Origin of the sequence: Paraburkholderia gardini (assembly GCF_907164575.1) — a bacterium.
Classification (GTDB): Bacteria; Pseudomonadota; Gammaproteobacteria; order Burkholderiales; family Burkholderiaceae; genus Paraburkholderia; species Paraburkholderia gardini.
This window is the reverse complement of sequence record NZ_CAJQYY010000014.1, coordinates 132,969-153,564: the sequence shown is the minus strand read 5'-3', so window position 1 is coordinate 153,564 and position 20,596 is coordinate 132,969. Positions and strand designations below refer to the sequence as shown.

At 61.9% G+C, this 20,596-nt stretch carries 18 protein-coding genes and 1 pseudogene; 12 read left to right on the top strand and 7 right to left on the bottom strand.

Annotated features, from left to right (window positions below; translation table 11 throughout):
• Positions 1 to 103: 103 nt before the first annotated feature.
• Positions 104 to 724 (top strand): annotated as a pseudogene (gene tnpC / locus LPA34_RS13835) (IS66 family transposase); the annotation flags it as partial.
• A gap of 2 nt (positions 725 to 726) precedes the next feature.
• Positions 727 to 1,320 (top strand): plasmid pRiA4b ORF-3 family protein, encoded by a 594-nt coding sequence (locus tag LPA34_RS13830; protein ID WP_228978993.1) that lies wholly within the window; start codon positions 727 to 729, stop codon positions 1,318 to 1,320.
• Here LPA34_RS13830 and LPA34_RS13825 read toward each other — a convergent pair.
• The 4 genes from LPA34_RS13825 to LPA34_RS13810 all read right to left on the bottom strand — a co-directional run bounded on the left by LPA34_RS13825 (position 1,310) and on the right by LPA34_RS13810 (position 5,685).
• Entirely contained in the window at positions 1,310 to 2,479 is a 1,170-nt protein-coding gene (locus LPA34_RS13825) for a site-specific integrase (RefSeq protein WP_228978988.1), read from the bottom strand. The two genes, LPA34_RS13830 and LPA34_RS13825, sit on opposite strands and share 11 nt — an antisense overlap.
• On the bottom strand, positions 2,454 to 3,716 hold the full coding sequence (locus LPA34_RS13820) for a tyrosine-type recombinase/integrase (protein WP_228978987.1): 1,263 nt from the start codon (positions 3,714 to 3,716) through the stop codon (positions 2,454 to 2,456). Before LPA34_RS13820 ends, LPA34_RS13825 begins: the two co-directional genes overlap by 26 nt.
• 133 nt (positions 3,717 to 3,849) lie before the next feature.
• Positions 3,850 to 4,386, bottom strand: a complete 537-nt coding sequence (locus tag LPA34_RS13815) for a single-stranded DNA-binding protein (RefSeq protein WP_228978985.1) — start codon at positions 4,384 to 4,386, stop codon at positions 3,850 to 3,852.
• A 111-nt stretch (positions 4,387 to 4,497) separates the two neighbouring features.
• Positions 4,498 to 5,685 carry an MFS transporter gene (locus LPA34_RS13810; protein WP_228978983.1) on the bottom strand — a complete coding sequence of 396 codons (1,188 nt, stop codon included), beginning with the start codon at positions 5,683 to 5,685 and terminating at the stop codon, positions 4,498 to 4,500.
• Between the two features lie 318 nt (positions 5,686 to 6,003).
• Here LPA34_RS13810 and uvrA point away from each other — a divergent pair, with 318 nt between their 5' ends.
• From uvrA to LPA34_RS13795, 3 genes are all read left to right on the top strand, one after another.
• Positions 6,004 to 8,880 (top strand): excinuclease ABC subunit UvrA, encoded by a 2,877-nt coding sequence (gene uvrA / locus LPA34_RS13805; RefSeq protein ID WP_228978982.1) that lies wholly within the window; start codon positions 6,004 to 6,006, stop codon positions 8,878 to 8,880.
• Between the two features lie 32 nt (positions 8,881 to 8,912).
• Positions 8,913 to 9,998 (top strand): AI-2E family transporter, encoded by a 1,086-nt coding sequence (locus LPA34_RS13800; RefSeq protein WP_228978980.1) that lies wholly within the window; start codon positions 8,913 to 8,915, stop codon positions 9,996 to 9,998.
• Positions 9,999 to 10,064: 66 nt separating this feature from the next.
• Positions 10,065 to 10,580 (top strand): DinB family protein, encoded by a 516-nt coding sequence (locus tag LPA34_RS13795; RefSeq protein ID WP_228978978.1) that lies wholly within the window; start codon positions 10,065 to 10,067, stop codon positions 10,578 to 10,580.
• Here LPA34_RS13795 and LPA34_RS13790 read toward each other — a convergent pair.
• Both LPA34_RS13790 and LPA34_RS13785 read right to left on the bottom strand, forming a co-directional pair.
• On the bottom strand, positions 10,573 to 10,812 hold the full coding sequence (locus tag LPA34_RS13790) for a hypothetical protein (protein ID WP_228979004.1): 240 nt from the start codon (positions 10,810 to 10,812) through the stop codon (positions 10,573 to 10,575). The genes LPA34_RS13795 and LPA34_RS13790 overlap by 8 nt on opposite strands.
• A 586-nt stretch (positions 10,813 to 11,398) precedes the next feature.
• A complete protein-coding gene (locus LPA34_RS13785; protein WP_228978976.1) occupies positions 11,399 to 12,193 on the bottom strand; it encodes a bestrophin-like domain in 795 nt (264 codons plus the stop codon).
• 217 nt (positions 12,194 to 12,410) lie between these two features.
• Between LPA34_RS13785 and LPA34_RS13780 the strand changes: the two genes are divergently transcribed.
• Both LPA34_RS13780 and LPA34_RS13775 read left to right on the top strand, forming a co-directional pair.
• Complete coding sequence (locus LPA34_RS13780) at positions 12,411 to 13,052, top strand: VC0807 family protein (protein WP_228978974.1); 642 nt, start codon at positions 12,411 to 12,413, stop codon at positions 13,050 to 13,052.
• A 251-nt stretch (positions 13,053 to 13,303) separates the two neighbouring features.
• The gene (locus LPA34_RS13775) at positions 13,304 to 14,932 is read left to right on the top strand and encodes a methyl-accepting chemotaxis protein (protein ID WP_228978972.1); all 1,629 of its coding nucleotides are present in this window, start codon (positions 13,304 to 13,306) and stop codon (positions 14,930 to 14,932) included.
• Positions 14,933 to 15,016: 84 nt separating this feature from the next.
• On the opposite strand, the gene LPA34_RS13770 is transcribed toward LPA34_RS13775, so the two are convergent.
• Positions 15,017 to 15,904, bottom strand: coding sequence for a LysR family transcriptional regulator (locus LPA34_RS13770; protein ID WP_228978970.1), 888 nt, complete (start codon positions 15,902 to 15,904; stop codon positions 15,017 to 15,019).
• 95 nt (positions 15,905 to 15,999) lie between these two features.
• On the opposite strand from LPA34_RS13770, the gene LPA34_RS13765 reads away from it, so the two are divergent.
• From LPA34_RS13765 to LPA34_RS13745, 5 genes are all read left to right on the top strand, one after another.
• The gene (locus LPA34_RS13765; RefSeq protein WP_228978968.1) at positions 16,000 to 17,286 is read left to right on the top strand and encodes an MFS transporter; all 1,287 of its coding nucleotides are present in this window, start codon (positions 16,000 to 16,002) and stop codon (positions 17,284 to 17,286) included.
• Between the two features lie 177 nt (positions 17,287 to 17,463).
• Positions 17,464 to 18,114: a response regulator transcription factor gene (locus LPA34_RS13760; RefSeq protein WP_228978967.1), complete on the top strand. Its 651-nt coding sequence runs from the start codon at positions 17,464 to 17,466 to the stop codon at positions 18,112 to 18,114.
• 166 nt (positions 18,115 to 18,280) lie between these two features.
• Positions 18,281 to 18,997 (top strand): response regulator transcription factor, encoded by a 717-nt coding sequence (locus LPA34_RS13755; RefSeq protein WP_228978965.1) that lies wholly within the window; start codon positions 18,281 to 18,283, stop codon positions 18,995 to 18,997.
• A complete protein-coding gene (locus LPA34_RS13750; RefSeq protein ID WP_228978962.1) occupies positions 18,994 to 19,638 on the top strand; it encodes a response regulator transcription factor in 645 nt (214 codons plus the stop codon). Before LPA34_RS13755 ends, LPA34_RS13750 begins: the two co-directional genes overlap by 4 nt.
• Before the next feature lie 188 nt (positions 19,639 to 19,826).
• On the top strand, positions 19,827 to 20,570 hold the full coding sequence (locus LPA34_RS13745; RefSeq protein ID WP_228978961.1) for an aquaporin: 744 nt from the start codon (positions 19,827 to 19,829) through the stop codon (positions 20,568 to 20,570).
• Positions 20,571 to 20,596 lie beyond the last annotated feature (26 nt).

Sequence of the window (20,596 nt, the reverse complement as noted above, 5' to 3'; positions counted from 1 at the left end):
TGTGCGGGCACGAGTCAGGGGGATTGGATAAGCCCTGATTCGAAGACATCGCCGCCACATAAATTTGGCCGCAACATAGCCGCTGAAATGTTATGCATAACATTTTAGTGGCTACGATGCGCTGTACCGCGATGGCACGATCATCGAGGCAGCGTGCTGGGCGCATGTGCGGCGCAAATTCTACGACCTGTACGAACTGGAGCGCTCGCCGGTGGCGCAGCAAGCACTCGAGCGTATCGCGGCCCTGTATGCCATTGAGCGTGAGGTGCGCGCCCGCAAGCCGGAGGTCCGGCAGTCTGTGCGCATGGTGCGAGCATTGCCGCTCGCAGACGCACTGAAGGACTGGCTGGAACATACGCTCGCGCAGGTCTCGGCGAAGTCGGGCCTTGCCCGTGCAATCCGGTATGCACTGGGAAACTGGCCTGCGCTGGTGCGCTACTGTGAAGACGGGCGCATCGAGATAGATAACAACACCGCGGAGCGATCGATCAGGCCGCTGGTTCTCGGCAGGCGCAACTATCTGTTCGCTGGTTCTGACGGCGGTGGACAGAGTGCGGCGGTCATCTACAGCCTGATCGGAACGGCACGCCTGAATGGCATCGAACCGTATGCGTATCTGCGTACGGTGTTCGAGCGCATCGCCGAGCATCCCATCAACCGAATCGACGAGTTGCTGCCGTGGCGTTTGATGCCGGTAGAGCAGCCGCTCCAGCAGGCTGCGTGACGATGGCATCAACTCGCAAACCTGCGTTACGCGCGATCAATTCACAGGTACCGGTCTACCAGTTGCACATTGAGCTGAAGTATCTGAAGCCGGCGGTCTGGAGACGGGTGCTGGTCCCTGCCTCGATCAAGCTGCCGAAGCTGCATGTCGTGCTGCTGTTGGCGATGGGATGGGATGGCGGCCACATGCACGAATTCGTGTTCGGCGATACCAACTACGGGGTGCCCGATCCGGACTTCCCGAGTGACCCGCCGATGCTCAACGAAGCGCGGGCGAGCCTGGGCAAGGCGCTCGGCGCGCTGAAGTCATTCACCTACATCTACGATTACGGCGACAACTGGCAGCATCGTGTGAAGGTCGAGAAGGTCCTGCCGCCTGACCCTGAGCTGCGCTCGCCCATCTGCCTGGACGGTCGCAATGCCTGTCCGCCGGAAGATGTTGGCGGCGTACCCGGCTACATCGAGTTCCTCGACGCGATCATCGACCCCGCTCATGAAGAACACCAGCGGTTGCTCGACTGGTGTGGCGGTAGTTTCGATCCTGCTGCCTTTGACCTCCAGGGCTTCAACGAACGCCTCTTCGAGATCAAATTCTGATCGTCAAGACGGCCGCCAAATGTCGCTTACCTTCAAAGTACACATCTACATTCTGAAGATCCGCGTGACCCAGGCCTTCCGCGATGACAGCTTTACTGGCACCTTCCTCCGCAAGTCGTGTCCCGAATGTGTAACGGAATCGCTTTGGCGCAACCGGAGTCGGTCCGAATGCAAGACGCTCGGTCGGCGGAGCAATCGGATTCACAATACCCATGAACGCTCTGGAGAGAGCATCTCTCGTACAGTGGCCAAAGAACAGATCCCCCTTAGATCGAAGCTGCTCCCGTGGACCCCGTGTCATCACCACAGTCGCCGGAAACAGCGGCGCATTGTCATCGAAGCCTCGCGACTTCAAATCTTCGATGTGCTCCAGCACAAGTCTGCCCGTTTGCGGGCTTAGGTCGAACTCTTTGAAAGAAACGCGAGAGTGCACTTCCCTTGTTTTGACCTGTGGAAGACTAAGCACGAAGGGGGCTTGGCGCCCGGCAAGATCCGACATTTTGAGAGAGGCATACTGCGAAATCCGGCCGCCGCACGCGAACAGTAGCCGGGTCAGGACGGCGATCCACCGCGGCACCTCGCCCGAGCCGTACGCCGCATCTACCGCTTTGTAGAGTGCCGAGTATTCCGCTTCGCTGAATGGACCCACCTCAGGGTCGCGGGTGCGTACGGCGGCCCCCTTCTCATTACCTGGCTTGCGCCGCTCGCGCAAATACCGCGTGCAATCCGGTTCGACGCCGCAGAGGGAAAGGGCTGCCCACTTCTGAAGGAGCACATTCAAGGTCCCGACTCGCCATTTTTCGTGGTCTTGCAGCCGAGCAGCATAGTTCGAAACCTCTTGGGCAGTTATCGAGACCAGCGGCGCGACGCCCACCCGAAGAGCAAGAAAGTGCTGGAATACGTTGAACAGATTGATGACATGCGATGCCGAGCTACGTTTCGCGAACACCAGCAACGTGTGCTTCAAGGAATCGCGCAGGAATGCCGCGTGCACCTCCACCTTGCCAAAATCCAAATGTAGGCGAAAGGGTCCGTCGGTCCAATGCCAGACATCGTCATGTGGTCGAAATTCAACGCCGCTTCTCGTGAACGCAGTCTCGGGCAGGTGGAGCGCGAGTCCAGTCGGAGGGCCTTCACTTGTCGTGATCGAGCTTGTCATCAAGTCGTTCCTGAAGTTTCAAAGACATCTCACGTCCCTTCTTCGCGGTATGTCTACGTGTGTATGTCGCCGCCATTTCCGAATTGTCGCTCCAGCCTTGCTGGCTGTTACGGGCCTTCTGCTCCACGGCATCACTAAGGCCTATCGTTTCAGCTTGCTCCGAAAAACGCTCGTTCCACGTATGTCGCATCACATGGCTCGTCAGCGCTACCGACAAACCAGGGCACGCCTCACGCAGTTGCGCGAAGATCTTGTCAATGCTCGACTGGGATAGTGCCTTCCCTTTGCCAGATACAATGACCTGTGGAACAGCACGCGCTGCCTTGATCTGATAGCGCACCTTGTTGATGTGGTTCCACAACACCCTCATGATGATGGGCGTCAGCTCAATCTCACGGTCATATGTCTTCGTGTTGGCTTGAATAGGGCGGGAATCTTCCACCGCATCGGCCCGCCGGATGATGCGCAGCTTCGGTTGGCTCGGATGCAGGTCTCCGATCTGCAAGCCAAGCAGTTCACCACTTCGCATTCCAGTGGCGAGCAGGAGGACCACAATGAGCCAGTTACGCTGGCGACCGAAGCCTCGGGCCCATAAGTTCTCTGGTGAATCAGGATGCACCAAGCTGACAAGCCGGTCCTGTTCCTCTTGGCTCAGACCTACGCGGGCGTCAAGTTTCGCTCGTCTAGACACAGGGGGAATGTGTTGCCGAAACGCGGTCAGCGCCTGGTCACTTTCCGCCTTGAGTTCCCGTTTTAATTCTTTTGGAAGGGTGGAACCGACGTAGTCGGATATGAAGGCGAGAAAGTCGGCGATGTATCGGAGGCGCGACGCCTGGGTTCCAGGGTCGACAGGCTTGCGATCGGCGGCGTTGCTCCGCCGACGCAGGCCCATTTTTGCAATGTGAATGACGTTGGACTTACTTTCATCTTGCTCATCCTCATCGAGGTCTCGGGCCCGATACTGGACCGCCGACGCTAGTCGGTTAAGTTCCACAGCGCTCAGAAACCGCCCCTCTGCCAACCGGTCGAGCAAATTGACCTTCGCATTGCCTAGCTCCCGGTAAAGAAGAGCAAGACTGCAACAGACGAAGTGGATCGTGTTCGCAGCTCGGCCCCGCTTTCGGAACGTGTCCAGAAAAACTGTCACTTCATGAACTGGAAGTCCATAAGGAACCTGTAGAACTGAGCAATGCTCTCCGTTCCGAAAGCGGATTCGCTTCGCGACGTATTGCGGCATCTACCCACCTTTTTTTTCGAGTAGTGGTTTAGTTGTTTATTCAGTAAAGCACAAAAAAATGTGTGGGTAAAGAAAAAGCCCGCGCTCCAAGGGAGGGCGGGCTGCTACCAACAAAAAACTGTGTTAGTCGGAATTAAAACGGAATATCGTCATCCATCTCGTCGAACCCGCCGCCGGCCGGTGCGCCCGGACGGCTGGCGCCACCACTGCCGCCGCTAGCGCCGCCACGCGGCGCGCTGGCCTGACCACGACCGCCGCCGCCACCACCGCTGCGCTCGGACGGTTCACGGCTGTAGCCGCCATCGTCGCCGCCACCGCCACCACCCATCGAGCCGCCACGGCCGCCGAGCATCTGCATCTGTTCGGCGACGATTTCCGTCGAGTAACGGTCGGTGCCGTCTTGCGCCTGCCACTTGCGCGTGCGGATGCGGCCTTCGATATACACCGACGAGCCTTTCTTCAGGTACTCGTTGACGATTTCAGCGAGGCGGCCGAAGAACGACACACGGTGCCATTCGGTCGACTCCTTCATTTCGCCCGACGTCTTGTCCTTGTAGCGATCGGTCGTGGCGAGCCGGATGTTCGCCACGGCGTCGCCGCTCGGCAGATAACGGACCTCGGGATCGGCTCCGAGATTGCCGACGAGAATGACCTTGTTCACGGATGCCATGCGTTTCTCCTGTTGATTCCGTTGCGGGCGGCCGGCCATATGCGGTTTCGTGCTGCGACCCTTTGGGCCGGAGATCGAAGCCGCGCCGCAGCCGTCCACCGATAAGTTCTGTTACGCCCTGCGCGGCGGCGGTTTCATGTTTGCGGCGATTATAAGCCAGCAAAACACGAGCCCCGAGCAGGCAAAAAACACGGCGCTTTGACCGTCCACTTTCAGCAGCCATCCGCCGATCACGCCGCCCATTGCCAGCCCGATCGACTGCGTGGTGTTGTACACGCCGGTAGCCGCGCCCTTGCGTGTTCCGGGTGCAAGTTTCGACACGAGCGAAGGCTGCGACGCCTCCAGCACGTTGAAGCCAAGGAAGTAGACGAACAGGATCGCCGCGACAGACAGAATGGTATGGGGTGCGAGGCCGAGTAACAACTGGCCGATCAGGATAAGCGCAATCGCACCCAGCAGGACCGCCTTCATCTTGCCGCGCTTTTCAGCCGCGATGATCGCGGGGACCATCATCACGAACGCAAGGCCCATCACCGGCAGATACACCTTCCAGTGTGAAGCGACCGGCAGGCCGCCCGCTTCCAGGATGCGCGGCACGACGAGGAAGAGCGCTGTCTGCGTCGCATGCAGCACGAGCACGCCGAAGTTCAGGCGCAGCAATTCCACGTTGTGCAGCACTTCGGCGAACGGTGCGCGCACGTGTACCGGCTTCGGCGCATCCGGCACGATCCACAGCACGACGCCGACCGCGAGAATCGAGAACACGCCGACAAGCGCGAAGAGGCCGCTCATGCCGACCCACTCGAACACGATTGGCGCGCCGACGATCGCCACGGCGAACGACACGCCAATGCTGCCGCCCACCATCGCCATGGCCTTGGTGCGGTGCTCCTCGGCGGTCAGGTCCGCGATGAACGCGATCACCGCCGACGACACGGCGCCCATGCCCTGGATCACCCGTCCGACGATGATCCACGTCATGTCGTGCGCGCCCGCCGCGACGAAACTGCCCAGCGCGAAAATCAGCAGACCGGTCGCGATGACCGGCTTGCGGCCGATCCTGTCGGAGATCCAGCCGTAGAAGATATAGAGCAGCGACTGCGTGACGCCGTACGCGCCGAGCGCGATGCCGACGAGCAGCACGTTGTCGCCGCCCGGAATCGTTTTCGCGTAGATCGAGAACACCGGCATGATCATGAAGAGGCCGAGCATGCGCAACGCGAAGATCGCAGCGAGTGACACGGTCGCGCGCAGTTCAGGCGCGCTCATGCGTGAAGATGTTGCGGATGGATTGGACATCGGAAACGATATTCGAGTGATCGGGGCGGCTAACCGCAGGGCAGCTGTGCGCGATGCGTTCAGCCCGGCGGTGTACCGCGCGCGACAGTCGGCATGCGGCACGGTGCGTTGCCCGGTGGCCCGCTGCTGGCTTGCTGTCGCGGCAAACGTCCCCATCTGAAGGGCCTGAAGCCCGCTCGCCGCGGCGCCTGACCGTGGCATGACAAACCTGCTTCGCGCCTTGCGGGCGTTGTCAGGAAGCCGTAACGACGGTCTGGAAAAGTCGTTATAGTAGCAGGTTTAGCCCCCCTCTCTTTCCGCCAGGTCATGGAATAACGCGTGGAACAAATCCGTATCCGTGGGGCCCGCACCCACAACCTGAAGAACGTCAATCTCGACTTGCCGCGTCACAAGCTGATTGTGATTACCGGCCTGTCCGGCTCGGGCAAATCATCGCTCGCCTTCGATACGCTCTACGCGGAAGGTCAGCGTCGCTACGTCGAAAGTCTGTCCGCGTACGCGCGGCAGTTCCTGCAATTGATGGAAAAGCCGGACGTCGATCTGATCGAGGGGCTTTCGCCCGCGATTTCAATCGAGCAGAAGGCGACCTCGCACAATCCGCGCTCGACCGTGGGCACGGTCACCGAAATCCACGACTACCTGCGTCTCCTGTACGCGCGCGTCGGCACGCCGTATTGCCCGGATCACGAAATTCCGCTCGAGTCGCAAAGCGTCTCGCAGATGGTGGACGCCGCGCTCGCGCTGCCCGAAGAAACGAAGCTGATGATCCTCGCGCCCGTCGTGGCGGACCGCAAGGGCGAGCACGTCGAGCTGTTCGAGGAAATGCAGGCGCAGGGTTTCATCCGTTTCCGGGTGAGCTCGGGCGGCGGCACGGCAAATGAAGGCGTCGCGAAAATCTACGAAGTCGATTCGCTGCCAAAGCTGAAGAAGAACGACAAGCATACGGTCGACGTCGTCGTCGACCGTCTGAGGGTGCGCGCCGACATGAAGCAGCGCCTCGCCGAATCGTTCGAAACCGCGCTGCGTCTCGCCGACGGCCGCGCGATCGCGCTGGAAATGGACACAGAGAAGGAGCATCTGTTCAGCTCGAAGTTCGCGTGCCCGATCTGTTCGTATTCGCTGCAGGAACTGGAGCCGCGGCTTTTCTCGTTCAACAACCCGATGGGCGCGTGTCCGGAATGTGACGGCCTCGGCCAGATCACGTTTTTCGATCCGAAGCGGGTGGTCGCGCATCCGTCGTTGTCGCTCGCGGCGGGCGCGGTGAAAGGCTGGGACCGGCGCAACCAGTTCTACTTCCAGATGCTGCAAAGCCTCGCGTCGTTCTACGAATTCGATATCGATACCGCGTTCGAGGACCTGCCCGAAAAGATCCGCAAGATCCTGCTGTACGGTTCGGGCAAGCAGACCATTCCGTTTTCGTACATGAACGAGCGTGGCCGCACGTCGATCCGCGAGCACGTGTTCGAAGGGATCATCCCGAATCTGGAGCGGCGTTATCGCGAGACCGATTCGGTCGCGGTGCGCGAGGAACTCTCGAAGTATCAGAACAACCAGGCGTGTCCGGCCTGCGAAGGCACGCGTCTGCGCCGCGAGGCGCGCTTCGTGCGCATCGGCACCGGTAGCGACGCCCGTGGCATCTTCGAAGTGAGCGGCATGCCGCTGCGCGACACACTCGGTTACTTCCAGACGCTGCGCCTGGAAGGCGCGAAGCGCGAGATCGCCGACAAGGTGGTGAAGGAAATCGTCGCGCGCCTGATGTTCCTGAATAACGTCGGGCTCGATTATCTGTCGCTCGATCGCAGCGCGGAAACGCTCTCCGGGGGCGAAGCGCAGCGCATCCGGCTCGCCTCGCAGATCGGATCCGGCCTGACGGGTGTGATGTACGTGCTCGACGAGCCGTCCATCGGCCTGCACCAGCGCGACAACGACCGGCTGATCTCGACGCTCAAGCATCTGCGCGACCTCGGCAACTCGGTGATCGTCGTCGAGCACGACGAAGACATGATCCGCATGGCCGATTACGTCGTCGACATGGGGCCGGGCGCCGGTGAGCATGGCGGCATGGTGATCGCCGAAGGCACGCCGAAGCAGGTGGAGGCCGATCCGGCGTCGATGACCGGCCAGTACATGTCGGGTGCGCGTAGCATCGAGTTTCCAGACGATCGCAAGCCGCCCGACGAGCGGTATCTGCGCATCGTCGAAGCGTACGGCAACAACCTGAAGCACGTCACGCTCGATTTGCCGGTCGGGCTCCTGACCTGCGTGACCGGCGTGTCCGGTTCGGGCAAGTCGACGCTGATCAACGACACGCTATATCACGCGGTCGCGCATCACCTGTACGGCTCGGCCACTGAGCCTGCGCCGTACGAATCGATCGAAGGGCTGGAACATTTCGACAAGGTCATCAACGTCGACCAGTCGCCGATCGGCCGCACGCCGCGCTCGAATCCGGCCACGTATACGGGGCTCTTCACGCCGATCCGCGAGTTGTTTTCCGGCGTGCCGGCGGCGAAGGAGCGCGGCTACGATCCGGGTCGCTTCTCGTTCAACGTGAAGGGCGGTCGCTGCGAAGCGTGTCAGGGCGATGGCGTGCTCAAGGTCGAAATGCACTTCCTGCCGGACGTCTACGTGCCGTGCGACGTGTGTCATGGCAAGCGCTACAACCGCGAGACGCTCGACGTCCAGTACAAAGGCAAGAACGTCAGCGAAGTGCTGGAGATGACGGTCGAGAACGCGTATGAGTTCTTCAGGCCGGTGCCGGTGGTCGCGCGCAAGCTGAAGACGCTGCTCGACGTGGGTCTTGGCTATATACGTCTGGGCCAGTCGGCGACCACGCTGTCGGGCGGCGAAGCCCAGCGCGTGAAGCTTTCGCTCGAACTAAGCAAGCGCGATACCGGTCGCACGCTATACATCCTCGACGAACCGACGACCGGTCTGCACTTCCACGATATCGCGCTGCTGCTCGAAGTGATTCACCGGCTGCGAGATCAAGGTAATACTGTCGTAATCATCGAGCATAATCTCGACGTGATCAAAACGGCCGACTGGCTGATCGATCTCGGGCCGGAAGGCGGCGCGGGCGGCGGGCAGATCATTGCCCAGGGCACGCCGGAGCAGGTGGCGAAGTCGAAAGCAAGCTTTACCGGAAAGTATCTGGCGCCGTTGCTGAAGCGCCAGGCGGCGGTTCAAAAATAAAACTGCGTCACCAGGTTGGGGACGGGAGAGTCATGACGAAGCGAAACCAGGCACCTGACGACAGGCACGTGCAGGATCTGCGCCCTCGCCCGGTGAGGCTGACGAGCGATATGAGTCTGCCGAAACTCTCCGCCGTCGAGATCGGCAGTTATATCGTGGCGCTTCTTGGGATGTGGGCAGTGTTGCAGTTGCACCTGCTCGGTGCGCTCCTCGCGGGCATGCTCGTCTATCAGCTCGTACACACGATAGCACCGCTGATCGAAAAACGGGTGTCGGGCCACTGGGGGCGCTGGATATCGGTGGTGCTGCTGTCGGCGGTGATCGTCGGCGGTTTGACGGGCATTACGATCGGCATCATCGAGCACTTCGAGCAGGACGTGCCGAGCGTGCAGAAGCTGCTCGAACAGATGATGCAACTGGTCGATCAGGCGCGCGGGCGTATTCCGCCTTCCATTGCCGCGTATCTGCCGGTCGACGCCGAGCAGATGAAGTCGAAGGCAGCGCTGCTGATGCACGAGCACGCCAGCATGTTGCAGCAGGGCGGCAAGAGCGTGGCGCGGGTCTTTGGGCACGTCGTGATCGGTATGATCATCGGTGCGATCATTGCGGTCGGCGCGACGCGTCACATGCAGCGGCTGCCGCTTTCGACAGCGTTCGTCACGCGTGTGTCGCGGTTTGCCGATGCGTTCCGGCGCATCGTCTTCGCGCAGATCAAGATTTCCGTGATCAACGCGACGTTCACGGGCATTTTCCTTTTGCTGATCCTGCCGCTGTTTCACCAGCGGTTGCCGCTGTCGAAAACGCTTGTGATCGTGACGTTTATCGTCGGCCTGCTGCCGGTGATCGGCAACCTGATTTCCAACACGCTGATCGTCGCGATTGCGTTGTCGGTCAGCTTTCCCGCGGCGGTGATGTCGCTGGTGTTCCTCGTGCTGATCCACAAGCTTGAATACTTTCTCAACGCGCGGATCGTCGGCGGACAGATCGAAGCGCGTGCGTGGGAGCTGCTCGTGGCGATGCTCGTGATGGAAGCCGCGTTCGGCATTCCCGGCGTGATCGCGGCACCTGTCTTCTACGCGTATATCAAGCGCGAGCTGATTTATCTGCGGCTGGTTTGAGCGTCTGCATCAGGATTGACATCAACTTCCGTGAACTTACGATAGCGGAAACGCACGGAGGTTGCCATGTCGCTGAAAGATCATTTCGATACGTTCGCACGCTACAACGCATGGGCTAACACGCGGCTCTATCACGCGGTCAGCCTGTTGAGCGACGCCGATTACCGCGCCGATCGCGGCGCGTTCTTTCATTCGATACACGGTACGTTGAATCATCTGCTCGTCACCGACCGGGTCTGGATGTACCGGTTCACGTCGGAAGGCGACGCGCCCGACAGACTCGATGCCATCCTGTATGAACGCTTCGACGATCTGCGCCACGCACGCGAACTTGAAGATCAGCGCATCACGGCGTACGTAATTTCGCTCGACGAAACCGCGCTCGACAGCATCATTACCTATCGGAGAGTGTCGTCACCGGAGGTGAAGACGCAGGCGCTCGCGCCCGGTCTTGCGCACTGGTTCAATCATCAGACCCATCATCGCGCGCAGGTCCACACGATGCTCACCGGACTCACCGGCGTCGCGCCAGAACTGGACCTGCTGATATTTCAGCGGATGTGGGCGGAAGGGCTCAGATGAAGTGAAGCCGCGGGATGTCGGCTGCTGGCGGAAATACGCACCAGCAACCATCAGGATGCCGGAAGAAAAACAATGCGCGAGGGCCGGCGGGTAAGGATGTCTCTACACACACGTAACGTTTGCCGTTTTGCGCGGCGCGACTAAAGCGGGTGACGTGCAGCGGAATCGACGGGGAGGGCGCGAGCCATTTCTCGATCTGCCCGCGCAGCGACTGTTCACTGGAATTTTTCATGTCGGGCTCCAGCGAACACTTCCCGCCGCGAATCCACCACATCGTCGGCGTGCTCTGGCGGCGCCGGGTCTTCTTCGTTCAGGATGCGCTCCAGTTCATTGCTGGCGGCGGCCGCCCGAAGCATTCTGCAATTAGCCGAATGCCGGATGTCGGAAAGCAGTCGAACCAGTTGACGCGCTGTTCTGCGTTTCATTTCACACCTCCCCGCACTGCACACCAAACTTAAGAAAGCACTTTAACTATAGGATCGAAAGGGCTGCTATTGCTAGTGTTTGGTTAAATAGCAACAGCTAGACCTGAAACGGACACGATCTGTACGGGCACCGCGCACCTTCACTGTGCGGCGGCGGTGTCTTGCAGTCTGTACGTTTGCGAGCGAAAGGCGCACGCGGTTGACTGCGGTTTCCGGGTGCTGGACTGTAAAGAGTTGCATGTCGTTCCCGAATCGAGGGGCCCTGGTTCTTCGATAAAAGCATGTTTCGTTCCAGTCATCCGAACGTCACGGATATCGACTTTTCGACATGCACCGAATATCAGCGCGACAAACTGATGACGAGCCTTATCGTGCCGGGAACGATCGCGGTGGTCATGACAGATGCGCGAGCGCATCGCGCATCGGCTGGCTGGGAACGACGATCGGCCCGGTGAGCGGCGAATCCAGATCGACGATGCCGTAAATCGCCGACGCGATCGATAGCGCACCGAGCGTGATCGTCACCAGTGCGAGCGCGTTGCGCGGCGCGATCAGTCCGAAGCTCAGAAAGATCACCGACAGCCAGAATGTGAGTATCAGGAAGAACGGGTCGGAAATCGAGCTGTGGGATTCCTCGATCAGTTTCCAGCGCGCCTTGCTCAGGATGGTGAACTGGTCGAGCGCTTCGGAGGCAAGCGTCCGATGGGCCGCGTCGGACGGATTCAGGCCGCGTATTTCGCTTTCAGCCAGGTCGAGCATGTGGCCGAGGCGGCGGTTCTCCAGATTCCGCGGATCGTGCGGAATGTTCTTCTGGTAGTAGTCGCCGGGCGGCGGCGTTTCCATGGGCCAGGTCGTCGCGATCGCTTCGGCCGTGTAGGCGCGCAGCAGCGTGCGTGCCTTCGATGCATCCGGACCGTAGTCGCGCAGCTTGACGTCGAGCTGGATCAGATCGGCGGCGTAGGCGCGGAAGTCGTTTGCGACCGTATCGAAACTGGTCTTCGCCGACGCCGTCATCAGTCCCAGTACCAGTGCGGCGAACGTGACCAGCATGCCGATCACGAGCTGGATCAGCTGCACAGTTTCATGCGCCTTGTGCTCTTCCGGCAGCAATGGCCGCACGAGCACGCCGACTCCCGTCGCGACCAGAAGCACGACGAACACCACCAGCCCCGATTCCACTTCGGTCATATCGCGATGCTTCGGTAATTGTAGCTTCGCTACTCTCCGTCAAGCCGCCGCGACAGGCAATGCTGGACATCCCGGTCCATATGCAGCGTCATGTTCGCGATGTGTGTCTTCCCGTGTTTTTCCGCCATCTCACGTGCCGTTGATCGCGCCGCATGCGCGGGCGAGGATCGTACCTGCGACACATTACGCCATGAGAAAGTCTGCCAATATCACAGGCATGAAAAACCGGCTCAGATACCTGTCCGCGGTCTGCGTGAACCTGCTGCTGCCGTGGCTCGCGTTTCGCCTCGCGGCGCCGCACTGGGGCGATGCAGGCGGTCTGCTCGCGTCCACACTGCCTTTGCTCGCGTGGATGACGTGGGATCTGTCGCGTCACCGTCACTTCGACGCGCTGAGCGCACTCGTGCTCGTCGGGATCGCGCTGTCGCTGGTTGCGCCTGGAATCAGCAGCGGTCCGGGAAAGCGCGTGCTCGAGGAACCGCTCGTGTCCGGGATGGTCGGCGCATCGTTTCTGGTGTCGCTGCTGTTTCGGCGCCCGATGGTGTATTACCTCGGCCGTTCGACGATCGCACGCGAAAGCCCGGCCCGCGCCGCCGAATTCGAGCAGAACTGGACAGTCCGCCCGGGGCTCGCGGCTGCGCTGCGCATGATGACGCTCGTCTGGGGTGTCTTCATGACGTCGGAGAATCTCGTGCGGTGCGCCATCGTCTATTCGTGGCCGGGCGATCCGCGCGCCGCGCATGCGTCGGCGCTGCTCGGCTATGCCGTCTACGGCGGGCTGACGGTGTGGACGGTCTGGTACCGGCGCCAGCGGATCCAGAAGGAGCCCGAAGCGGCGTCTCCCACGATGGCGGAATGACCGGCCGCTAGCCGTTGCCCCGGGCCACAGCCTCTGCCCCTGTTTCCGAAACATTGCGCCGCGTCAACTTCGACACGCGTGCGGCGCACTCACGCCTTCAAGTTTTCGGCGGCCAGGCCGTCAACCAGATATGTTGCGTCCGCTTAATGAAAAACGGATGGAGCGGAGCGGCCGGGATACAGCGAACACGCGGAAGCCCAGCCGTACACGAGGCGCCGGACTCGCCGGGGCTGCATCACGGAGAACAATGTATGTTGAAGAATTTGTCGATTCGCACGTACCTCAGCCTGATGATTGCCTTTTTCGGGATCGTCCTGCTCGTCGGTGCGGCGGCTGGCCTGCTGTCGCTGCGCGCCAGCAATGAATCGCTGCAACAGATGTACACGGTCGATACCCCGGCGGTCGCGGATCTGGAAGGCAGCGCCGGCCAGTTGTTGCGCCTGCGCCTTGCGCTCGCGACTTACGCGTCGCTAGTCGATCTGAACGACCACGCCGGCGCCGACGCCGTGCTCAAGCGCTTCGATCAGTATCAGAAATCGTCGAACGAACGTCTCGACCACTATTTGGGCAAGGCAGGTACCGATGACGACGAGCAGCGCCTCATCAAGGACATGCAGGACAAGCGCGACGCGTTCCTGCACGAAGGCGTCGAGCCTGCGATGGCCGCGCTGAAAGCCGGCGACAGACCCGCCTTCCAGCAGCTTCAGGCGCACAGGCTGCCGTCGCTCTATAGCAACTTCGAGAAGTCGATGCTCGTGCTGGAGAAACTGCAACTGGACCACGCCGAGCAGCGCTACGGCGACGCGCAGGTCCGCTTCAACGCTGTGAGCGTGATGGTCGCGGTCGGCATGGCGGTGTCGCTCGTGCTTGCGTGGGTGGGCCGCGTGGCGATGGTGCGCGCGATCGTGCATCCGGTGAACGCGACGATCGCGCAGTTCCAGCGCATCGCGGGCGGCGACCTGAGCGGCCGCGTCGCGATTACCGGCGACAACGAAATGGGTCAGCTCGCTTCCGCATTGCGCAAGATGCAGGAATCGCTGATCGCGACCGTGAACACGGTACGCAGCGGAACGGAATCGATCGATACCGGCGTGAGCGAGATCGCTTCGGGCAACGCCGATCTGTCGCAGCGTACCGAAGAACAGGCGGCTTCGCTCGAGGAAACCGCGGCGAGCATCGAGCAGCTCACGTCGACGGTCAAGCAGACGGCCGAGAACGCGAAGCAGGCCAGTTCGCTCGCGCAGGGTGCCTCGGGTCTCGCCGCTCAGGGCGGCGAACTCACACAGCAGGTGGTGGGCACGATGAACCACATCGTCAGCGATTCGCGCAAGATCGGAGACATCATCGGCGTAATCGAAGGCATCGCGTTCCAGACGAACATTCTCGCGCTCAACGCCGCCGTCGAAGCGGCGCGCGCCGGTGAACAGGGCCGCGGCTTCGCCGTGGTCGCGAGCGAAGTGCGTTCGCTCGCGCAGCGCAGCGCCGGTGCCGCGAAGGAGATCAAGGGCTTGATCGGCGAATCGACGGCGCGTGTCGAAGCGGGTGCGGATCTGGTCGAGCGCTCGGGCTCGACGATGACGGAAATCGTCGACGCCATCACGCGGGTGAGCGCCATCATGAGCGAGATCGCGGCGGCTGCGTCGGAGCAGAGTACAGGCATCGATCAGGTGAACCTCGCCGTCGCGCAGATGGACGAGGTGACGCAGCAAAACGCGGCGCTCGTCGAGCAGGCGGCTGCTGCGGCGAGTTCGCTCGAAGACCAGGCGCGGCGCCTGACGGCCGCGGTCGCGGTGTTCCATACGGGCACGGGCACGGCGGCTTCCCTGAATACCCGCGTGGAGCGGCGCCCGGCTGCGTTGCCGGCGCCGGTGGCCATCTGACTTCAGGTTCGGGCCTGACTGAAACCTTGGGTTCCGAAGTGAGAGCGACGCCCGCGTCTTCGCGGCGCGTCGCTTTTTTTCGACTCAGCTGAAAAGGCGCTGCAACGCGGCGCGGGCGTTGGCGACGAGATCGTCCTCGCCGGGACGGCCCGGCAGCAGATGAAACTCCACCGCCGGCAACGCAGGAAGGCGTACCGAAGCGGGGCAGGCGACAAGTCCCCCGCCAATCGACGACTCGTTCAGGCACGAGATGCCGAGACCCGCCTTCAGCGCGAGCTGCAAGCCTGCCACGCCGGACGCCGAATGCGAGATCACGTAGGGCACGTCACGTTCGTCGAGCAGTTTCACGACAAAGCGCTGTAACTGGCAGCTGGATGGCAGCAGCACCAGCGGATAAGGCGTCGCGATACGCGGGTCTGCATCGGCCGATGTTACCCACACCAGTTTTTCGCGGCGGATAACCGAGCCTTTCTGGCGGCCGTTTCCGGCGGCGGCACGCTTGCTTTCGGGTGTCACGAGGCGTAGCGACAGGCCGATGTCGAAGCTCGTGTCGTCGCTGGCGCTGTCGATGACCGCGCTCGGCAGCACCGTCACGTGCAGACGCAGACGCGGATGCTGTTCCGAAAAGGTCTTCAGCACACCCGCGATTTCGTGCGGCCGGTAGTAGTCGGTGATCGCGATCCGCAGTTCGCCGTCGAGCGCGCGCCCCTGCAGGTCCTCGAACGCCGCTTCGCTCATCGCGAGAATGCGGCGCGCGTGAGCGAGCAGCTTCGTGCCGGCGGGCGTCGCGGTGACGCCCTGTTTGCTGCGCACGAAGAGCGGCTGCCCGGCGCGCTCCTCGAGCTTTTTCACCTGTTCGCTGACCGACGACTGCGACAGGAACACTCGCTCCGCAGCCCCCGAAACAGTGCCGGCCTCGACCACGGCGACAAAAGTTCGAAGCTGCGCAAGATCGAACGCACGCTGGTTCATGATTCGGAAACTCCGATGAAAGTGATCTGATTTTCCCGCTTTTCCGATGGATAGTCCATCCGTACGATTGCGTCATCGAACCATCGGGAGGTCATATGAGCGGTCATCTTTCACCCGGTATATCCGGTGCGCGGGGGCGCGGCCATCGCTGGAAAGTGCTAGGCGTCGGCTTCGCGGCCAACGCGAGTTTTTCGGCGGCGTTCTCCGGCATTCCAACCACGGCGGTGTTTATCCGCTCTGGCTATCACGTCGATAATCACGCACTTGGGCTCCTCTTTGGCATGCTCGGGCTGGGCATTGCGGTGAGCGAGCTGCCGTGGGGCGTGCTCACAGACCGCTGGGGCGACCGGCGGGTGTTGCTGCTCGGCCTCGGACTTACCGCGGCGGCGCTCGCGGCGATGGCGGGGTTCGTGTCACCGAAGGGCGCGTACGTGCCCGGTGTCCCGATGCTCGCGGCGGGGCTACTGCTGGTCGGGCTGCTGGGCGGCAGCGTCAACGGTTCGAGCGGTCGCGCCGTCATGGCGTGGTTTCGCGAAGGCGAACGCGGCCTTGCGATGAGCATCCGGCAGACGGCTGTGCCGGCAGGCGGAGGCGTTGGCGCGCTGGTCCTGCCGGCGCTGGCTGCGTGGCACGGCTTCGCGTGCGTGTATGGCGTGCTGGCGGTGCTGTGCGCGGTGACGGCAGGATTCGCATGGCGCTGGCTGCATGAACCGCCTGCCGTGGAAGGCGTCGCGCGTGCCACGCGTGAAGACGCGCGCACGGCGCCTCAAACCTCGCCGCTGCGCGACGTCCGGATCTGGCGCACGGCGCTCGGCATGGGCGTGCTGTGCGTGCCGCAACTGACCGTCGTGACGTTCGCCACCGTTTTTCTGCACGACTTCGGCCGCGCGGGCCTGCTCACGATCAGCGTCACGATGGCGGCGGTGCAGACGGGCGCGGCCATCATGCGCGTCTGGAGCGGTCACTGGACTGATCGTCGCGGTAACCGCCGTGCATACATGCGCGCGTGCAGCCTTGTTACCGCACTGCTGTTCGCGCCGCTTGCCGTGCTGACGGCAGGCGTGGGCGCGTCACATGCGGCGATGGCGACCGTGTTCGCCGCGACGATCGTGCTGGGTGGCGTGTCGGCCTCGGCATGGCACGGCGTCGCCTTCACCGAACTGGCGACGCTCGCCGGCACGCGCCGCGCCGGCACCGCGCTCGCGATCGGCAACACCTGTGTGTTCATGATGATGTTCGTCACGCCGCTCGCCATTCCGCTGGTGCTGTCGATCGGATCGTGGCCGCTCGTCTGGGCAATGGGAAGCCTCTGCGCACTGGCTGCGCTGCCTGTCTTTCCGCGGGCCGCCGTTTCGCGTGGCGTCAAGCCGACGCCGGCGTGAATCAGTTTCAATCCGGCCGGCGGAGATTTCTAGCCAAACTACGATTTGTCATACGATTCAGAGCACTCTGATTTTTGTTCTCTTTTTGTGGTGATGTGATCAGGCATGGAGCGCGCCGGTTTTCCCAGGCGCGCTCCGGGTATCGACTTCACACCTATACCAACATGGAGAGAAAACATGCCGAAAATACGGGTCGTCGTCGCCGACGATCATCCCTTTGTCGTGATCGGCGTTCGTGCGTCGCTCGCATTGCACGAGACCATCGAAGTCGTCGGCGAGGCGAACGGCCCGCAGTCGCTGATGCGGCTGCTCGAGCGCCAGCCGTGCGACGTGCTCGTGACCGATCTGACCATGCCGGAAGCGGGCGCACCGGCCGAAGACGGTCTGCGTCTCATGCGCCGCATCCGCCAGAGCTGGCCGCAGATCCGGATCATCGTGCTGACGAGTCTCACGAACGCCGGCATCCTGCGCTCGATCATGACCGATGGCGTTTCTGGCGTGCTCAATAAAACCGGTTCGATGGAAGAACTGGCGACGGCAGTGCGCACGGTCAGCTACGGACGCTCCTACGTCAGCAAATCGATTCTCGCCACGCTGGCGGAAGCCGGCTCGGAAGCGAGCGAGATGACGGTAGTTCCACGCCTGTCGCCGCGTGAAACCGAAGTGGTCGGTCTTTTCGTCAGCGGGCTGTCGATCAGCGAAATCGCGCGCCGGCTCGATCGCAACGTGCGTACCGTCAGCCGTCAGAAGCGCGACGCGATGCTCAAGCTGGGTGTAAGCAATGATCCAGGCCTGTTCGCATTCATGCGTGCACACGGCATGGCGTGAAAAGAATCGGATGACTAAGCAAATGAAGGACGTTGTCGGGGAGAATGGGGGATTTAAGACCTTTCTTATGTCGAGCGGATGGTAAATATTCGATTCTCGATCTGGCAGACAGGACGCCCGCACCACGCGGGCATCCACGTGCAGACCCGCGCCGGAGACGAACCTCATGACCCACCCCCGCCTTAGCGACAGCAGCGACACCGGCGAACCTGCCACCTCGATTCGAACCATCATCGCCGACGATCATCCACTCGTTTTGCTTGCCGTGGAACACCTGTTGTCGGGCTTTCCGAACATCAGGATCGTGGGGCGCGCATCGAACTCGGGCGAGGTGCTCACGCTGGCAGAGGAGGTGCGCTGCGACCTCGTGGTAATGGACCTGCATATGCCGGGTGATGAGCACAGCGACGGGCTTGAAGCCATTGCGCACTTTCGGGCACGTCATCCGCATGTCGCGCTGGTCCTGCTGACCATGGAATCCGACGCGCAGGCCCTGCAACAGGCTGTCAATCTCGGTGCAAACGCGGTGGTGAGCAAGCGCGACCGCATCGACCTGATCAACGTGGCAATCGTGACCGTGCTGGCGCGCGAGTGCTACCTTGGCCCGACGGTTCGCGCGCAACTTTCCGACGCCACGCGAATGCGTCAGCTCGATCAGGTGCGCCAGCTACTGTCACGCCGCGAGATGGAAGTGTTTACACATTACGCGACCGGTCTCGGCGTGACTGAAATCGCAACGCGGCTTGGACGCAGCGTCAAGACAATCAGTGCGCAGAAGTGCACGGCAATGAAAAAGCTCGCCCTGCACACCGATGTCGAGCTGTTTCGCTTCGCGGTCGACCATGGTGTCGTGACCGAAGCCGCCGTGCAGGCCGCGCGTTGAAAGAAACCGTTCGCGTCATCCTTGCCGACGATCACAGCAGCGTGCGGCACGGCCTGCGTTCGTTGCTGTCGGCCGCGCCGCACGTGCGGGTTGTCGGCGAGGCCGCCGATACCCAGGCGCTCGCCGAACTGCTGGATCACTACCACTGCGACGTGATCATCTCCGACGTCGCCATGCCCGGTATCGGTGGTGAGAGCAATGCGGTGTCGCTGTTGCGCCGTGTGCTGAGGGAGTCGCCGCATCCGCAGGTTGTCGTGCTGACGATGATCCATCACACGCACACGTTGCTCGGGCTGCTGCACATCGGCGTCGGCGCAATCGTCGACAAACGCGATGCGCCTGATTCACTGCTGGGTGCCATCGAAGCAGTGGTCGCCGGCACGTTATGGTTGTCCGGTCACGCGCGGCGCGCACTGGAAGCCGCCGATCCGTCCTCGCAACCGCGGCTGGGCGTGTTGAGCCCGCGTGAGTGGGAAATTTTCCAGATGTACGCACACGGTATGACGATCGATCGCATCGCGCGAACGCTCGATCGCAGCAGCAAGACGATCAGCACCCAGAAACGCAGCGCAATGCGCAAGCTCGGCCTTACTTCCGAAGTCGAGCTTGCTGATTACGCGCGACAAACCGGTTTGATTTAAGCGTGTCGCCGGTTCCGCGGGCGCAGTCAATTTAGGAATCGTCCGATAAATAGCGCGGAAGGCGGACCCCATACTCGCGCGTCCCGGGTGAAACTGGCTCCTATATATTTCGTTATGCATATCGAATATCTTATTCTTAATGCGAATTTCGCTGTCGTGGCGAGCGACGGGGATGCGACGGAGACGGCATGTCCAGTCTGAGTGGCCGTCTGCTCACGGAAGCAGCGGGCACGGCCTGGATCGTGTTTGTCGGCTGCGGCAGTCTGATTCTGAACGGTGCGCTTTCGCAAGGCAGCGGTGCGGGCCTTGTGGCACCGGTCGCGTTCGGGCTCGCGCTCGCCACCGCCAGCTATGCCGCGCGTGGGCTGTCCGGCGCGCACTTCAATCCTGCCGTGACGATCGGCTTCGCCGTCGCGCAACGCTTCCGCGTGAGCCACCTGCTGCCTTATATCGCCGCGCAGATCCTCGGAGCGACGGCGGGCGCCGCCTTGCTCGACATCGTCGCCGGCGGCCGGCCCGGGTTCGATCTTGCGATCAGCGACTTCGGTGCGAACGGCTATGCGGAGCACTCACCCGGCGATTTCCAGTTGCAGTCGGCGCTTGTACTCGAACTGACGATGTCGCTCGCGTTCGTATGGATGAATCTTCAGATATCCCGGCGTGCATTGCGCACGATCGCGCCCATGGTGAACGGCGCCTGTCTATGCGCGATCTACGTGATTGCCGTACCGGTCACGAACGGTTCGATCAATCCGGCGCGTTCGAGCGGGCCGGCGCTCTTCGTCGGTGGTTGGGCGCTCGATCAGCTTTGGCTTTTCTGGGCCGCACCGATCGCCGGCGGTGTGCTCGCCGGTCTTCTGCATTCATGCCCAGGCGTCGATCGGAAAGCGCGTGCAGCCGGGGTGACACGCAAGGCGGTGGAACGCCCGTGATTCCGCCGCGCCGATACCCAGAACCC

Bases quoted from the DNA above. Each gene is read 5' to 3' on its own strand.
- LPA34_RS13810 (WP_228978983.1), bottom strand. From the start codon at position 5,685: ATGTCCAATCCATCCGCAACATCTTCACGCATGAGCGCGCCTGAACTG.
- LPA34_RS13790 (WP_228979004.1), bottom strand. From the start codon at position 10,812: ATGAAAAATTCCAGTGAACAGTCGCTGCGCGGGCAGATCGAGAAATGG.
- LPA34_RS13775 (WP_228978972.1), top strand. From the start codon at position 13,304: ATGTTGAAGAATTTGTCGATTCGCACGTACCTCAGCCTGATGATTGCC.
- LPA34_RS13760 (WP_228978967.1), top strand. From the start codon at position 17,464: ATGCCGAAAATACGGGTCGTCGTCGCCGACGATCATCCCTTTGTCGTG.
- LPA34_RS13770 (WP_228978970.1), bottom strand. From the start codon at position 15,904: ATGAACCAGCGTGCGTTCGATCTTGCGCAGCTTCGAACTTTTGTCGCC.
- LPA34_RS13830 (WP_228978993.1), top strand. From the start codon at position 727: ATGGCATCAACTCGCAAACCTGCGTTACGCGCGATCAATTCACAGGTA.
- LPA34_RS13745 (WP_228978961.1), top strand. From the start codon at position 19,827: ATGTCCAGTCTGAGTGGCCGTCTGCTCACGGAAGCAGCGGGCACGGCC.
- LPA34_RS13765 (WP_228978968.1), top strand. From the start codon at position 16,000: ATGAGCGGTCATCTTTCACCCGGTATATCCGGTGCGCGGGGGCGCGGC.
- LPA34_RS13780 (WP_228978974.1), top strand. From the start codon at position 12,411: ATGAAAAACCGGCTCAGATACCTGTCCGCGGTCTGCGTGAACCTGCTG.
- LPA34_RS13800 (WP_228978980.1), top strand. From the start codon at position 8,913: ATGACGAAGCGAAACCAGGCACCTGACGACAGGCACGTGCAGGATCTG.
- LPA34_RS13815 (WP_228978985.1), bottom strand. From the start codon at position 4,386: ATGGCATCCGTGAACAAGGTCATTCTCGTCGGCAATCTCGGAGCCGAT.
- LPA34_RS13755 (WP_228978965.1), top strand. From the start codon at position 18,281: ATGACCCACCCCCGCCTTAGCGACAGCAGCGACACCGGCGAACCTGCC.
- LPA34_RS13785 (WP_228978976.1), bottom strand. From the start codon at position 12,193: ATGACCGAAGTGGAATCGGGGCTGGTGGTGTTCGTCGTGCTTCTGGTC.
- LPA34_RS13825 (WP_228978988.1), bottom strand. From the start codon at position 2,479: ATGACAAGCTCGATCACGACAAGTGAAGGCCCTCCGACTGGACTCGCG.
- LPA34_RS13820 (WP_228978987.1), bottom strand. From the start codon at position 3,716: ATGCCGCAATACGTCGCGAAGCGAATCCGCTTTCGGAACGGAGAGCAT.
- LPA34_RS13795 (WP_228978978.1), top strand. From the start codon at position 10,065: ATGTCGCTGAAAGATCATTTCGATACGTTCGCACGCTACAACGCATGG.